13 protein-coding genes are annotated in these 15,654 nt (G+C 36.1%); 7 read left to right on the top strand and 6 right to left on the bottom strand.

Features of this window, described 5'->3' with window-relative positions; all coding sequences use genetic code 11:
* Window positions 1-162: 162 nt before the first annotated feature.
* Window positions 163-3,735 (bottom strand): protein kinase, encoded by a 3,573-nt coding sequence (locus IPM56_00480; GenBank protein ID QQS36462.1) that lies wholly within the window; start codon window positions 3,733-3,735, stop codon window positions 163-165.
* A 298-nt stretch (window positions 3,736-4,033) separates the two neighbouring features.
* On the opposite strand from IPM56_00480, the gene IPM56_00475 reads away from it, so the two are divergent.
* The 3 genes from IPM56_00475 (at window position 4,034) to IPM56_00465 (ending at window position 8,123) form a co-directional block, all read left to right on the top strand.
* The gene (locus IPM56_00475; protein ID QQS36461.1) at window positions 4,034-4,606 is read left to right on the top strand and encodes a sigma-70 family RNA polymerase sigma factor; all 573 of its coding nucleotides are present in this window, start codon (window positions 4,034-4,036) and stop codon (window positions 4,604-4,606) included.
* A gap of 1,395 nt (window positions 4,607-6,001) precedes the next feature.
* Window positions 6,002-6,667, top strand: coding sequence for a TonB family protein (locus tag IPM56_00470; GenBank protein QQS38192.1), 666 nt, complete (start codon window positions 6,002-6,004; stop codon window positions 6,665-6,667).
* A gap of 241 nt (window positions 6,668-6,908) precedes the next feature.
* On the top strand, window positions 6,909-8,123 hold the full coding sequence (locus tag IPM56_00465) for an MFS transporter (GenBank protein QQS38191.1): 1,215 nt from the start codon (window positions 6,909-6,911) through the stop codon (window positions 8,121-8,123).
* A 58-nt stretch (window positions 8,124-8,181) separates the two neighbouring features.
* Here IPM56_00465 and IPM56_00460 read toward each other — a convergent pair whose 3' ends face one another.
* Window positions 8,182-8,616, bottom strand: coding sequence for a CBS domain-containing protein (locus tag IPM56_00460; GenBank protein ID QQS36460.1), 435 nt, complete (start codon window positions 8,614-8,616; stop codon window positions 8,182-8,184).
* A gap of 225 nt (window positions 8,617-8,841) precedes the next feature.
* Entirely contained in the window at window positions 8,842-9,720 is an 879-nt protein-coding gene (locus IPM56_00455; GenBank protein ID QQS38190.1) for an aldo/keto reductase, read from the bottom strand.
* A 155-nt stretch (window positions 9,721-9,875) separates the two neighbouring features.
* On the opposite strand from IPM56_00455, the gene IPM56_00450 reads away from it, so the two are divergent.
* Together IPM56_00450 and IPM56_00445 are read left to right on the top strand one after the other, a co-directional pair.
* Window positions 9,876-10,259: a hypothetical protein gene (locus IPM56_00450; protein ID QQS36459.1), complete on the top strand. Its 384-nt coding sequence runs from the start codon at window positions 9,876-9,878 to the stop codon at window positions 10,257-10,259.
* A gap of 122 nt (window positions 10,260-10,381) precedes the next feature.
* The gene (locus IPM56_00445) at window positions 10,382-10,876 is read left to right on the top strand and encodes a PepSY domain-containing protein (GenBank protein ID QQS36458.1); all 495 of its coding nucleotides are present in this window, start codon (window positions 10,382-10,384) and stop codon (window positions 10,874-10,876) included.
* A 111-nt stretch (window positions 10,877-10,987) separates the two neighbouring features.
* Here the strand turns inward: IPM56_00445 and IPM56_00440 are convergent, their stop codons facing one another.
* Entirely contained in the window at window positions 10,988-12,367 is a 1,380-nt protein-coding gene (locus IPM56_00440; protein ID QQS36457.1) for an insulinase family protein, read from the bottom strand.
* Window positions 12,364-13,671 (bottom strand): insulinase family protein, encoded by a 1,308-nt coding sequence (locus IPM56_00435; protein QQS36456.1) that lies wholly within the window; start codon window positions 13,669-13,671, stop codon window positions 12,364-12,366. The genes IPM56_00440 and IPM56_00435 overlap by 4 nt, the downstream gene beginning before the upstream one ends.
* Before the next feature lie 186 nt (window positions 13,672-13,857).
* Between IPM56_00435 and IPM56_00430 the strand changes: the two genes are divergently transcribed.
* Window positions 13,858-14,307, top strand: coding sequence for an SRPBCC domain-containing protein (locus tag IPM56_00430; GenBank protein ID QQS36455.1), 450 nt, complete (start codon window positions 13,858-13,860; stop codon window positions 14,305-14,307).
* A 13-nt stretch (window positions 14,308-14,320) separates the two neighbouring features.
* Here the strand turns inward: IPM56_00430 and IPM56_00425 are convergent, their stop codons facing one another.
* Window positions 14,321-15,007, bottom strand: a complete 687-nt coding sequence (locus tag IPM56_00425; GenBank protein QQS36454.1) for a DUF1211 domain-containing protein — start codon at window positions 15,005-15,007, stop codon at window positions 14,321-14,323.
* Window positions 15,008-15,171: 164 nt separating this feature from the next.
* Between IPM56_00425 and IPM56_00420 the strand changes: the two genes are divergently transcribed.
* Window positions 15,172-15,612: a VOC family protein gene (locus tag IPM56_00420; GenBank protein ID QQS36453.1), complete on the top strand. Its 441-nt coding sequence runs from the start codon at window positions 15,172-15,174 to the stop codon at window positions 15,610-15,612.
* Window positions 15,613-15,654 lie beyond the last annotated feature (42 nt).

Raw genomic sequence — 15,654 nt, 5'->3', positions numbered from 1 at the left:
GATTTCTTTTATGATGAAAATTAAAATACAATTGATATTGTTAGTTGATTGCCGGGAGAATTCTAAATGAATGCCAATAATAAAAATAAAGGTTCTCTTTTTTAAGAATGAAGAAAATAATAATAGTTGATTGTTGTAAACTATTTATAATTAGAATCTGTTTTAAAGTTTTAAAATTACATCGAGTAATTCTTCAACTGATTTGTACCTTAATGATGGCTCTTTGGAAAGACATTTAAAAATTATTTCATCAATATCTTTTGTCAGCAGATCATTCAATGTTGATGGTAATTCAGGGGTGGTATTGAAGATCGAATGTATCAACGCAATTTCATTTTCACCATTGAACGGAAGTCTGTTCGTCGCCATTTCATACATAACAACACCAAGCGAATAAATATCCGATCGCTCATCAGCATTAGTGTTTGTTACTTGTTCCGGGGCTACGTACCCAAGTGTTCCAACAACTGTTCCGAGCGATGTCATAGTCGTAACTAAAGTTGACTTTGAAATACCGAAATCCATGATTTTAAGAACACCGGATGAATCAAACATCAGGTTAGTTGTCTTAATATCCCTGTGAATAATTTTTTTTGAATGGATTTCCTTCAGACCTTCACAGACCTGGATTGATATATTTTTAAATTTTTCTTTAGTAAGAGGATGATGTTTATTCAGGAATTGTTTTAATGAACCTCCTTCCAATAATTCCATGGCAATAAAACTATTATCCTCAAGTGAAACAGATTCAAAAACCCTCACAATGTTTTTATGTTTGAAAGCAGAGAGATGATTTCCTTCAAATGCAAAACGATTTTTATTCTCCTGATCTTTTAACAGCTCAGGGTTTATAACCTTTAACGCAACCTGATTGTTTGTATTGATATCTATTGCTCGGTAAACTTTCCCCATTCCACCGGTACCAAGCAGTTCAGCTATCCTGTAGTGCGATATTAAATTTCTTTTATCCCGTTTTTGTTTTTCATTGAATATAAACAATATCACTGCACCGAAAATAAATGTAATTGTTGAAGTCGAAATAATTTGATTTAAAATTTTTGAATCGATTGAATAGTGTAATGAAATCAGGAAGATGATAAACAAGCTTATATAGTACCCGGCTGATGTTTGAAGTTTTTCAATCTTATTCTTCACCGCTATTCTTTTTAAAACAAATACTATGACTATGAACAAAAAAAGTTTTATAAGTTCAAACCTGTAGTCAAGTGAGTTAATTGTTCTTTCTAAGTCTTTAAATACATGAAAATAATTTCGCACAAGTAAGTTTGATTCGTTTACATAAATTTTATCTCCCGGACTGATTTTTAAAACAGTATGCTTTTTACCGGAAGGATATTCAACTAATAATTTATAACTAAAATCAGGATTGATCCCGAAATGAATTTCAGAAATACTCTGTGGAAGCATTGGTGAAGAACCGAAGCCGAATACTTTTTTGCTTTTATATTTTTCATTTCCGTTCCTGTCGAATGCAGAGAGAGTAACTACCGTACCTACAGCAGAGCGGTTACTTTCATCACTGACAGGAATTACTTTTAGATAATTATTGTTGTTCAGATTATTTCTGTAAAGCACGGCGCGATCTCCTTTACCAAGCGCACCTTCGGAACTGCCGATGAACAGGTCCATATCACCATCATCATCAACATCACTGAATGAAGGGTTCCCTGTAAAAGTTATTCCCGTTTGTTCACTTACTTCAGTGAACCTGCATCCTTCACTGTTAAGGTACAGTTTTGAACTTACATAAATATCAATCCACCCATCATTGTTTACATCTGCGGCATTTACAATACCATTTAAAGGCTCTGGATGAAATACAATTTCTCTGAATCCGCTTTCATATGAAGCGTCTTTAAAATGATTGCTGCCGGAGTTTAAAAGCAAAACCGGAGGAGCTTTTTGCTGATGTATAAACAAATCCATCAGCCCGTCATTGTTAAAGTCCTCGCTAATACTCACCGTCGCTGATGCTGAGAAAGATGAATTGGTGAAAAACAAACTATCCTGGTATTCACTGAATTTCATGTTACCCATATTCAGGTATATTTGGTATTTCTGATTATTCACCTGTGTCTGATAAGGGAAAAAAATATCGATCAAGCCATCATTATTGAAATCACTTAACGTAGCCCCAAAACTTCTTGCACCGCTCTTAAGCTTAACTAATTCATTTGTGTAACTTTTGAATTTTCCTGTTCCGTCATTAAGAAAAAACAATGGCTGCTTTTCATCATTGGAGATGAACAGATCCAGATTCCCATCATTATTCAAATCCCAGAAGTGAGTTGATATAAGTGATTGAGGTTCAACTTGAGTCAGATCGATTTGTGATTTTACTGTTCGGTCATCATACCCGGAATTGCTGCCTGTTAATAGTCTAAAATAATTTCCATAGTATAACTGAATGAGATCGTTATATCCATCATTATTGATATCACCTATGGCTGTTGCAGAGTTACCGGGAAGAATTCCCTTATCACTTTCATCAATTTTTGTTTCAGAAAATATTCCGTTGCCATTATTCGCAAATAATAGTGAAGGTCCGTCTTCGTTCATTACAAAGAGTGACGGGTCTTTATTCTCCTGAAGATTAAAGAATATTCCACCCTTACCATGTTTATGAAGTGATGCCTGGTTTGTAAAATCGGTAAATGAAAATCCAATTGATTTTGAGTTTGTATAAATACCGTTATCTCCCAGCAGCCAGATAAGTTCTCCTGAGTTTTCATCATCAATAATTTCAATATCAATAAAATTGTCCTCGAGATATTTTACTTCATCAACAGGTATAAATTGATTTTGATCTAATGTTAATAGTGTTGAGTTATCACCAGCGATATATACACTTCCCTGAGTACCCGTTTTTACTGAATTTAAATTTGCGGGAGTTCCTGAATTAATAATTTCCCACTCGGTTCCATTGAATTTTAATATTGTGCCTTTTTGCCCGACTATCCATCCCGAAGCCGAATCGACCATACAAATTTTATTTAAATGTGTACTGACCGGCGATTTGAATTTTTTCCAGTATCCGAGTTCATATTTAATAATTAATCCGTCCTTGCCAACTCCCCATCCTTCCGAAGCAGAAAGCATGAATAAATCATTTATATCTCCAGATAGGAGTGATTTAAGTGAATCGCGCTCTACAGGACTTAAAACTCTTTGCCACTTCCCATCACTATAAAAAATTATATTTCCCTGCTGACCGGCAAGCCAGGCAGACTTATCCCTATTTATCCAGAGTGATTTCCACATTGAATAATCAGTTTCATCCCACATTATTTGAGGCAATTCTATTTCAGAAATTCTATTTCCTGTAACAGAGTTTAATACAGGTTTGTATTTCCCATTGTGTACAAGATGGTTTATGAACCAAACGGTGGATGAATCATAAGAAGCAATAAGGGGATAATCTGAATATGGGTATTCAAATATTTTTTGCCATTTACCATTTTCAAATTTATACAACCCGCCCGGTATTGAACCCCTTCCGCGTGATACCGCATATCCAGAATCTGCACTGTACATTTTAATTCTGTATCCAAGATCAATGTTAACTTGTTTATACCACGCTTCTGATTCTGAGGAATGAACTGCTGTTTCTTTTTTGTCAGCATTACAGGAAGGAATCGCTAAAGCAAATAAAAGAAGAAATACTAAATGTAAAGCAGATAACTTAACACGGAGATTTAAAACTAAATTGCTCAAAATATGGATGATATATTTTAAAATACTTTCGGTGAAAATAAATAAAATGTAAGATTATTAAACAAAAACATTTCAAGAATTTTTTACCGCCCGCCATCTGAGAATTAAATTCAAAAATGAACTGCGCGAAAACTTTTCCGTAAAATTTACAGCAAAGAAAAATCTTTCTTGTAATAATTACAGCCAGCAATCAATGCACTTACATATTAGTGTGAATAAGTGGTGGCATAATATTTCTATAAATTTGATTAATCTGACAAAAATTGTCGTCTAACTGTAGCTTAAAAGGGATCTGGAATTGGTGAACAACGATTTTATAACTGATGAAGAACTGCTTCTGCAGGTCAGGAAAAATGATTCAGCCTCACTTGAGATGTTATACGACAGATACTCGCCTTTACTTTACACACTCATAAAAAAAATTGTCGGCAATAAAGACGCTGCTGATGAAGTATTATCAGATGTCTTTCTTATCATTTGGAAATGGACCGAGCACTTCGACTTTGTAATTTACAATGCTTATACCTGGATGGTGCTTCTCGCAAGACTGAAAGCGATTGACTGGCTTAGAAGAAGCCGCGGTGATTCAGATCTGGAAACTTATGATGATGAATATGAAATCAGAAATATTCTGCCTATTCTCTCCCCGGAAATTGAAACGATAGAATTAAAACAGGCTCTTAAAATGAGGGAAAGAGTAACCTCCGCAATCGGCAGTTTATCTGATGAGCAGATGTTTATGTTGTCATTGGTTTATTATGAAGGCTACAACGATAAAGCAATTGCATCAAGAGTCAATATACCCGTTGCTACAGTTAAGCTGAAGCTCCAGCATATTATGGAATTATTAATGGAAAAACTTGGTAATTAAACTGCTGTTATGGAAAAGAAAATCGCCATAGGACTGATTAAACTTGATGTGCTTAGCAACATTGATGCACAGGATGCTGAAGCACTACAGTACTTAAAACGAAATGATGACGATTTCCCATGGAAAGAACTCGGCGATTATCAAAACCTTATCGCGCAGCTTGCTGTCACATCCAAGATTGAACAGCCGGATACTGAATTAAAATCAAAAATATTTGAGCGATTATATTCATTCAAACCAAGATCAGAACAGGAAGAGGTTTTTGAGACTTCAACTGTAAATGAAACGCAAATTAATTCCGGCATAGAAGAGACAACCAACAAATTTAAAATTGATTCAATTCCGCCTGCCCCTGCTCAGGGACCAATAGTGGAGATAGAAGAATTCGATATCGATACTCCAGCGGAAATTGAGTCTACCGAAGAACAAAAGGAAGAAGTTCAGAATCAGGAAAAAAGTCCGGTTGAAAATATTTATGAGATTGAGGAATATGACCTTGAAGTCTCACAACCCGATACTTCACCTGCGATTGAAGAGACAAGCGAAGAATCACTGAATCAGGATGACGTAATTCAACCTGTTGCAGAATCACATTACGAGATTGAAGAAATAGAAATAAATCTTGAAGAAAATCCGGTTACCGAATCCACGGTTGAACTAACTCAAGAAGTTCAGGATGCGGAACCGGAAAATTCTCAGACTCATGAAGATGACGAAACAAAACCTGAATTATCCGCCATTGAAAACACGTCGGAAGTTGAGATTCAGACTCAAACCTTTGATGCAGCAGAATCACCAATCGAAAAAGACGATGACATTATTATTTACAATGATTCAGAATCTGTGGATAATATAGCTGCAGAGATAAGTGAAAATTTTGTCCAGTCCGTCAGTAATCAGCTGCCGGTAAAAGAAGAAATAAACGACAAACTTTCCTCCCATCCTGAAAAACAGGACCAAGGCAGTACTTCAGCAAAATCAAAACAGCCCGGCGAAATAATTTCTTTCAGAGAACCTAATCTTTCCCAGCTTCATAGTTTATTTAAGGAAAATCAGGAAACTAACGGGAATGAAAAAAATGCCCGTCAGGATTTTCGAAATAAGAATAAAGAACATTTGGAAGTCGTTATAAAACAAGTTGAAGAGGAAAAATCATTACAGGCAAAAACTGATAACGAAGCAAAACCAAACCAGGAATCAAAAACAAACGAAGCTGCTGTTTTGCATGAACAGGAGATAAAACAGGAAGCCACAGAACGAATCGAAGCACCACCTGAGAAAGAAAAAGTTAAATCACCGGTAAAACTTAAAAAACAAACTTCCTCAGGCAGTTTTAAAAAAGCTGCTGTTATTGCTGCATCTATTATTGTTCTTTGTGCTTCGGTACTATTCTTTATGCAGTCATCAAATGAAGTTAAAGGTGAACCTGTCAATCTTTCACAAAATGAAAATCAGGTTAACCAGGTAAATTCTGAGCAGCCAACCGAAACATATACAGAGGTTGTTGAAGAAAAGAAACCCGAAGGCACTGTTATTGTCGAAAACATTGTGCCTGTAAAACAAAAAAATAAAATAGAACTTCAGCCGGAAAATAAATTACCATCTCCGCCAAAACAGCCGACTCCTATTGTGCCTGAACTTAATACTGAAATAAAATCAAACACGACTTCAACTGAAAAAAAAGAACCTGTAGAAGTACCGAAAAAAGAGGAAAAAATTGTAACGCCGCCTAAAGAAGAAAAGAAAATAGATGAGGAGCCTTCTTACTTTGTCGCTGTAGAAGAAATGCCTTCACCGATAGGCGGTCTTGCCGGCATTCAGCAGCGTGTTGTTTATCCAAATCTTGCCAAGCTTGCAGGTATTGAAGGTAAAGTTATTGTGCAGGCTTATGTAAATGAAAATGGTACTGTTACCAAAGTGGAATTGATAAAAGGTATAGGCGCCGGGTGTGATGAAGTCGCGCTTGATGCTGTAAGACAGACAAAATTTAAACCTGGTTTACAGAGAGGTAAACCGGTAAAAGTTAAAGTAACCATCCCGATTGTCTTTAAGAAAAATTAAAAAGAATTTTCCGTTAGTTCCCATCTAAATCCAGATTTGCTTCAAATCATAATCAAGCTACTCAGCCTCATTTTATTAGAGTATAAAACACAGATTATTTATCTTTGTAAAACTTTTTAAAAATTGAGAGGCAATAGTGAATAATACCCAGGAGAATACATCAAATTCAGGATGGAATTTTCCATCAACATTCTGGACTGCAAACGTCGTTGAACTATTTGAACGTGCTGCATACTACGCTATGTTCATTGCCATTACACTTTACTTATCCAATGTGGTTGGTTTCAATGATATTGACGCAGCATGGATCAGCGGTGTTTTTTCGGCAGGATTATATTTTCTTCCTCCGTTTACAGGCGCGTTTGCTGATAAAATCGGTTTCAGAAAAGCTATCAACCTCGCCTTTCTTCTACTGACCATAGGATATTTTACTTTAGGAGCGCTGCCGTATAAAGTGACTGTGCTACCTGCATTGGCGATTTTAATGTTCGGCGGTTCTTTTATAAAATCAATCATAACCGGAACTGTAGCAAAAACGACTAATGAAATGACACGTGCTCGCGGGTATTCTATTTTTTATGGGATGGTAAATGTAGGGGCATTCCTTGGGAAAACATTTGCGTATCCGCTCAGGTTGAATTGGGGATTGCAATCAATAAACTACTACGCGGCATTTATGACATTACTTGCATTGATAGTGGTTTACTATTTTTATAAAAGTGTAGATGCTCATGGAGAAGGTAAAACCTTCAGAGCAGCCTGGGATGGCTTTATACGGGTTATCACAAATATCAGACTCGTGTTGCTGATAGTTATTGTCACCGGATTCTGGATCATTCAGCACCAGCTTTATGCAACAATGCCGAAATATGTACTGCGTACAGTAGGTGAAAATGCTTCACCTGAATGGATTGCAAATGTAAACCCATTTGTAGTAATGTCAATGGTAGTGTTAATAACTGCATTAATGAAAAATGTAAAAGCTGTTTCCTCAATGGCAGTTGGAATGTTCCTTATGCCTCTATCGGCATTGCTTATGGCTTCAAGTGCGATTCTGGAATCAATCTCAGGAACTTCTGTTTCGATACTTGGAATTTTAAGTGCGCACCCGATAACAATAATGATGATCGCGGGAATTGTCGTACAAGGACTTGCTGAATGTTTTATTTCACCACGCTATCTTGAATACTTTTCTCTGCAGGCGCCCAAAGGAGAAGAGGGTCTGTACCTTGGCTTCAGTCATTTGCATTCTTTTCTATCATCGATACTTGGGTTCGGCATTTCAGGATATTTATTGACGGCGTACTGCCCCGATCCGGCTACTCTTACTCCTGAGCAACTAACCCATGCTTATGACAATGCACATTATATCTGGTACTATTTTTCGGGGATTGGAGTTACGGCAGCAATCGCATTGCTTATATACAGGAAAATTTTTGATAAAAAAGTTGATTAGACTTTACACAAAAGAAAGCTGATTGAGGTCATCACTAAAATTTTTTATCAATAGATAATCAGCGGTTACCTGTTATATAGTGAATTAGTTGTTCGATCATAAACTTCTTTTCACCGATAACAGCTTTTACTACATCACCTATTGAAATAAGCCCGACAAGTTTTCCTTCATTTAACACCGGAAGATGCCTGATTCTTTTATCAATCATAAGTGCCATACATTCTTCAATCCCCATTGCGGGTCCTACGTATATTACATTTGAGGACATTGCTTCATGTACTAGTGTTTCGCGGGAAGTTTTTCCCTTTAGTACAACTTTTCTTGCATAATCTCTTTCTGAAAAAATACCTTTAACACTCTCACCTTCCATTACAAGCAGTGCACCAACACCTTTTTCTGCCATAAGCTTAAGCGCATCATAAATAGTTGATTCGGGTTTTATCGTCCAAACATCTGTTCCTTTTGATTCAAGTATTTGTCTTACTATTTCCAATGTTGTACCCTTTCAAGAGTTATGTAGAATAATTGAGACTATACAATTCACGCAGGTATTTATTATCTGCATTGTATAAAATTTATTTTATTGGATAAACAACAGCAGTCAATATTGCTGTTTTGGTTTAACGCTGAATTGAAATTAAAGTCTACTAATAAGCTTTTGCGATAAAAAGGTAGTAACAATTATTTCCAAAATCAATAATGATTTTATTATGAGGATTCAAACCTGACCAACCCATCCTTCATTGCACTCCTGAAATTTACCACGAATTAGATTATATGTTTCCGCAGGCAATGCACCATTCAAAACATGGTCTGAATTTTCTTTCAGATGATCAAAATTTTTTGTTCCGGTAATACATGTTGTAATACCTTCTGAAAAGACACTGAACCTTAGAGCTGTTTCTGCCCACTGTTCTCCAAAGTCAAGTTTCATTTTTTTCATTCGCTCCCAATAAATTTCGGAGTAGTGATTTACCGGTCGTTCTTTATACTTCCAGGGAGTATTGCCAAGAGGGCGTTTACCTACTATTCCTATTTTTTTATCAACAGCCATGGGAACAAGATCACTAAGTTTTGACTGATCAAAAATATTAACTGATGTTTGTACAGACTCAAATTGTCCGGACGTTAATGCACACTCAAGCTCGGAGTTTTCGCCAGAATAAGCAGCCGCTCTGATTTTTCCTTTTTCTATACATCTGTGTAGCGCATTTATAACATCACCTTGTAAAAGTGTTTGCAATGGGCAGGTGTGTAAATGAACAACATCAATGTAATCGGTCTTAAGTAATTTTAAAGCATACTCAACACCAGCGACTATACAATCGTAAGTCCAGTCCTGAATACCATCTATTCCATAACCGACTTTTGTTGAGAGAATATATTCACTTCTTCTGTTTGAAATATATTTTCCGATTCTTTCTTCGGATAGTCCATATCCCCTGGCTGTATCAATAAAATTAATTCCTAGATCCAAAACAGAATTCAATAAAAACTCTGTTTCTTTTTCGGAAATTGAATTGTCGCCGATTTGACCGGCACCGAATCCAAGTATGGTTACATTAATTCCTGTCTTACCTAATTCTCTTAATGGCAGCATAAATATTCTGTAGTTATAGTTTAACGGTCACCAATTTAAAAGAAATAATTTTACTTATCACAGAAAGTGTAACAAAATTATATAGCTTCTTAAAAAATCTTTTTGTACAATTCCAACCGGAGTCACGACCAATTAAAAAGGTAAGTGATTTTATGGAACAAGAAGACAATTTAGGGGTCCGATATACTCGTTTAGCAAAAATTGCGGCAACAATTCTGGATATATTGTTGTTCCTGCTGATTTTATTTCATTTCTTTTTTGCAAACCTTCCATCAATTACAGAGTTCAGCAGCGATAAATTGTTGATCCTCTTTTCATCAATTATAACATTGATCGGTTTCATTATCGGTTACAAGTTTGATGGTGTAGGCGGATTAATTATCTGTTATGGATTTCTCCTGTTCTGGATAATCAACATTACGCACAACTATAATTTTCACTTTGAATGGTTGACAACTCTAACACCGATATCCGGCATCATACATCTCTTCATCTGGCGGCGAACTGATGGAAAGAAATACTTCAACAGGATGTAAAAATATTTTTCTCTTCAACTGATGTCCCTCTTTCATCAGCTCAATCCACTATAACTTTTGAATGAAGTACTAATTCAAAGTTAAATAATAAAAAAACAAAAATTATTCTTTAGGGGTTCGTCATGTTAAAACAAAAAATGTTAGTCGCGTTAATCTTCAGCCTGGGATTGTTTTTACAGGCTTGCAGTCAAAATACAAATGAGCCATCAGCAGTTAATGAACAGAGTATAACTCAAAAAACAAATCTGATGGTCAACGGCACAGTGAATTCTGTCACCCACATTTCAAGGGACAGCAAAGGTTATTTTGAAGTCCGTGTTACAATGCCCGGAGGCGGAGTAGTTAAATTCGAATATCTTTCTGCTGACGGAAGCCTTCACCAAATTAAAGGATTAAGCGGACCGTTTGATTATGAAGTTACACCAGGGGGACAGTTTGTTACATATAGCAGCGCAAGAAAAACAGCGTTAACCGTAAAGCCGGGTAATATAAGCGAATGGGATTTTGAATTTGATGTCAGTGATGCAAGATGGGAATATAGATTCAGAATTCAATCAGACAGAGAATATAAAGTAAGAGTAAACGCAATTACAGGGGAACTGATAAGGGTCCAATAGTCGCAAAGAGACCTCCTTAAATGAGAGTCCCGTGAGATGAGTGGCACGGGACTTTTTTTATTTAAATTTTTGTGAAATGACATCTTTTAAAAAGATGTTATCTCTTAGCCTTCAAAAAGAATCTTCAGATAATTCTTTCTCAACTACCTTTCCATATTTTTTTACTATGTCTTTTATTTCAGAAGCTTTGCCAATCATCACAAACTGAAGATTATCTTTCGGGAAATATTTTTTAATGATCTCGTTTGCTTTTGCGACAGTAAGTTCGTCAACATTCTTTTCAAAATCATTTATGTATGAATCACTAAGGTCGTAAACATACATCTGAGTCAACAAACCTGCGAGCGAGCCTGCTGTTTCAAAGTCAGGCGGGAATTGTCCCTTAACATAATTTTTAGCGGATGTTAAAGTTGCTTCATCAATTCCCTGTTCAAACAACTTGTTGTAGGTTTTTAATGCAAGATCAATTGCCGGCTCAGTATTTTTTGTTGCTGTGAAAGTACTAATATAGAATGTCCCCGCACTTTTATATGAAGCGAATCTGCTTCTCGCGCCATAAGTATAACCGGCGTTAACGCGAAGTTCATCATTTAACCACGATGTAAACCTGCCGCCGAGTATTGTATTGATAACATCTATCTGGGTTTGTTCAGAGTTATTCATCAAAGTCCCGTATCCGCCGATTAGAAATGTTGTTTCAGTAGCATTTGGTTTGTTGATAAGATAAACTTTTGGTTCGGTAAACTTAGATTCATTCGAGATTATATCAGTCACTGGCATCAATCCTGATTTTGACCAGGCAACAAATTCCTTTTCTATATTTATCTTCATAGAGCTTATATCAAAATCACCGACTAAAGCTATCGCTGATTTTTCGGGACGATAATAACTATTATAAAAATTCTTGATCTGTGTGTTGCTCAATCCCTCAATACTTTTTTTTGTACCATCGACAGGATTACCATATTCATTTGAACCAAACAAAAACTTATTGAAATAACTTCCAATCACTGCTCGCGGACTTTCCTTTGCCTGATCGAGTTCTACGATCCATCTTTGTTTTCTTTTTTCAAATTCAGATTCAGGAAATGTCGGGGTTGTCATTACTTCTTTTAAAACAGGAAATAAAACATCAAAGTCATCTTTCATTATAGTTGCGTTCATTCCCGCGTAATCAAGAGTTGAATACGTTACAAGATTACTTCCATAATAATTGAAAATAGAATCGATCTGTGATTTGGAGTAATTGGTTGTCCCAAACTTCAACGCCTCCGCCGTGAATGAAGCGATGCCTGACAGTAATCCATCCTTTGTAGTACCCGCATCAAACACTGTTGAGATTGAGATTAATGGTACATCTTTCTTTTCCATTAAATAAACTGTCAGTCCGTTTGGTAAAGTAAATTTCTCATAAGCCGGAAGTTTAAACTGCGAATAGACGGTGGATGTAAAAACCAAAACAACGAGTACGAATAATAATTTATTTTTCATTGTAATTCCTCCGTCTGTAAAATGCCGACTGTTCTGTTCTGTTTGGTAAAATATTTTTCTGCAACTCTCTGAACATCAGCAGTTGTAACTTTTTTATAATCATCCGGTGCAGAAAACATTTTAACGTAGTCACCGAAAAACAATTCATAAGTTCCGATTGTATTTGCCATTCCGTTTATAGTTTCAGATGTTCTGAAAAATCTCATTAGTTTTTGATTCTTTACTTTTTGAAGTTCACTTTCAGTGATTCCTTCTTTTATAATTTTATCTATCTCACTTAAGGTTGCTTCCTCTAACTGCTTGATTGTTACTCCATCATTACATATCCCGTAAAACATAAAAAGCGTTGGATCAAACGAACTGCCGAATGAAGTCCCTGATTCAATAGCGAGTTGTCTATCTTCAACTATAGAAGAATATAATCTTGATGAACGACCTTCTGATAAAACTGAACTTAAAAGATCCAGAGCATAATAATCTTCGTGTTTGCTGTCGGGCACGTGATATCCAATCAACAAATAAGGATTAGGAACTTCCCTTTTGACAAAAACCCTTTTCTCCCCCATCTGTTCAGGCTCAACTGTGTGAACAACTCTTGGTTTTGGTCCTGAAGGAATCGGTTCAAAATATTTTTCTGATAATCTTTTTACTTCAGCGAGTTTAACATCACCCGCGATAACAACAACACAATTGTTAGGTGCGTAGTATGTATGAAAATAATTTTCAAGATCCTCTTTTGTCCAGTTTTTCATATCGCTTTCATAACCAATAACAGGCCACATATATGGATGCGCGAAGAATGCAGCCCCCTGCACTTCATTCCATAATTGTTCCATTGGATTGTTCTCAAGACCGGTACTTCTTTCAGATAACACAACACCTCTTTCGCTTTCAATCATTTTAGGATCAAAGTTAAGGTGCTGAATTCTGTCCGCCTCAAGATCAAACATAACTTCCATCGAACTGCTCGGGAACCAGTCTGTATAAACCGTAACGTTCTCGGTTGTGTATGCGTTGTTCGAGCCGCCGTTAGCTTCCATTACGCGGTCAAATTGTTTTGGTCCGTATTTCTTAGCACCATTGAACATCATGTGTTCAAAGAAGTGCGAGATTCCGGTTATACCCGGGTATTCATTCCTTGATCCGACTTTGTAAAACAAATACATGTTTGCGTTCGGGATCGAGTTGTCTTCAAGAACAAAAATCTTCATTCCGTTTTTGAGTGTGAATGATTTCACATCATCAGCTTTAACCTGTGCCAGCAATGATGATGCGGAGATCAGAATAATTAAAATGTATTTCATGGATTTATCCGTTATTATTTATTTGCTGTTCAAAAATAATGAATGTTTTATGAAGGTGAAGCGAAAAAATGATGAGTGAGATATATTCTGTTCATCACAACTAACTTTCATTCATTGAATAATATCTTTATCTTCTTACCGCCAGTCAATCATACTCTAACTTATTAATGATAACCAAGAGAAGCTATGTCTGAAAAAAGAATTTATATGAAAACCCAGATGGGAATTTTAAAACCGGTTGGAGAGGTATTTGAAGCAGTTGCAGATAACAATAAGATGAATAAATATTTTATTTCCAAAGGAAGCGGAAGACTTGAATCAAATAAAACAATTACCTGGCGATGGGATGATTATGATGCAACTCACGATATAAAAGTTCTTAAAGTTGAAACCGATAAATACATTTCCTTTAACTGGGCTGTTGGCAATGTTGAAACATTAACAGAAATACTTTTTGAAAAACGAAATGATGTCCTCACACTAGTAAAAATAACTGAGAAAGACTGGGCTGTTGATTATGAAAGCGTCAATCATCTAATGGGACAAACAGAAGGCTGGACTCATTTCCTCTGCTGCTTAAAAGCATATGTTGAACATGGAATTGATTTAAGAAAAGGCGGAGTGGTAAAAAACTGATTAATATATTTTCTTAATTCCTCTTCAACCATCTCTGGTTAACAACAAACACAACGCCAGTTAGTGCATACAACACTCCGGAGATAATACTGGCAATCGTTACATTCACATTCATAAACACAAGCACAAATGCAATTGATAAGATTGGTATGTAACACAAATGAGTGAAAATACGTTTGTAATATTCTGTTTGTTTAGACTCGTAAGGAGTTAGTTTAAGTTCTTCTTTTTTGTTCAGCGCATATTTATAAAATCTTGAAAACACAAACACCAATCCAAGCGCTCCAATTCCGTAATAGACCATTAGCATCGGGACTTGCTCACCTTCAATCATTGTTCCGAATACACTTTCAGTACCAAAGATTAATGCGCTGTAAAATCTTACAAGAAACAGAGAAAGAAATTTCAGCGGGAAAATAAATACAAGGACAATGAACAACAGCATGGTGTTCCATTTGAGAATAACCTTATCATCAATACCGTACCTTCTGAAAAACAAACGGTGCTGCTGCCATATAACAAACAACGGAATAATTGTAATAGCGAAGGCAATTAATTCATCTGTAAGTTCAAGTATGCGTGTGAACGATTGGGGTACTTCAAGTGAAATCATAAGGAGTGTTATAGAAAACGCGAACACAGCATCGCTGAAGTTTTCTAACCTTGTCGGGTTTTCACCCCGAATTTTGAATTGTTCCATATTCGATTGTGTTTGTTGTTATTTGACTATAAAATTGTGCACCACCTAAATATAGAAATGATGACGATTATTTACTATCTTGAAATCAGTATAAGTCATTGAATTAAGACACCACGACTTTGCTTTAATAAAAATTTCTAAAAATTATTTTCATGGAGACAACTATGCCCGTAAAACCAATTCCGGATGGCTACCAATCAGTAATACCTTACCTGGTAATAAAAAATCCCGCAGCGACAATTGAATTTGCAAAGTCTGCGCTAAACGCGACAGTGCTTGAAAAAATGGATACACCGGAAGGTGAGATTGTTCATGCTGAGTTAAGAATAGGTGATTCGGTACTAATGATGGGACAGTCAAGTGAGCAGTACCCTCCTCAGCCTTGTATGCTTCATATTTATTTAAATGATATTGATGAAGCATTTAAACGCGCTGTTAAAGCTGGCGCAAAAGTGATAAGGCAGCCCGAGAACCAGTTCTACGGCGACAGAAGTGCTTTAGTAGTTGATGCAAATGATATCTCCTGGAATCTTTCAACACATGTTGAAGATGTAACTCCTGAAGAAATGCAGAAGCGTGCCGAAGATTACTATAAATCGAAATAATTACACTTCTGCTTTATTTGAGAAAAACTATTCCCGGCGCAA

This window comes from Ignavibacteriales bacterium (assembly GCA_016700155.1).
GTDB lineage: Bacteria > Bacteroidota > Ignavibacteria > Ignavibacteriales > Ignavibacteriaceae.
This window is presented reverse-complemented; position numbering and strand designations above follow the sequence as displayed.

Bases quoted from the DNA above. Each gene is read 5' to 3' on its own strand.
- IPM56_00440 (QQS36457.1), bottom strand. From the start codon at position 12,367: ATGAAAAATAAATTATTATTCGTACTCGTTGTTTTGGTTTTTACATCC.
- IPM56_00450 (QQS36459.1), top strand. From the start codon at position 9,876: ATGGAACAAGAAGACAATTTAGGGGTCCGATATACTCGTTTAGCAAAA.
- IPM56_00435 (QQS36456.1), bottom strand. From the start codon at position 13,671: ATGAAATACATTTTAATTATTCTGATCTCCGCATCATCATTGCTGGCA.
- IPM56_00470 (QQS38192.1), top strand. From the start codon at position 6,002: ATGCAGTCATCAAATGAAGTTAAAGGTGAACCTGTCAATCTTTCACAA.
- IPM56_00430 (QQS36455.1), top strand. From the start codon at position 13,858: ATGTCTGAAAAAAGAATTTATATGAAAACCCAGATGGGAATTTTAAAA.
- IPM56_00425 (QQS36454.1), bottom strand. From the start codon at position 15,007: ATGGAACAATTCAAAATTCGGGGTGAAAACCCGACAAGGTTAGAAAAC.
- IPM56_00420 (QQS36453.1), top strand. From the start codon at position 15,172: ATGCCCGTAAAACCAATTCCGGATGGCTACCAATCAGTAATACCTTAC.
- IPM56_00465 (QQS38191.1), top strand. From the start codon at position 6,909: ATGTTCATTGCCATTACACTTTACTTATCCAATGTGGTTGGTTTCAAT.
- IPM56_00445 (QQS36458.1), top strand. From the start codon at position 10,382: ATGTTAAAACAAAAAATGTTAGTCGCGTTAATCTTCAGCCTGGGATTG.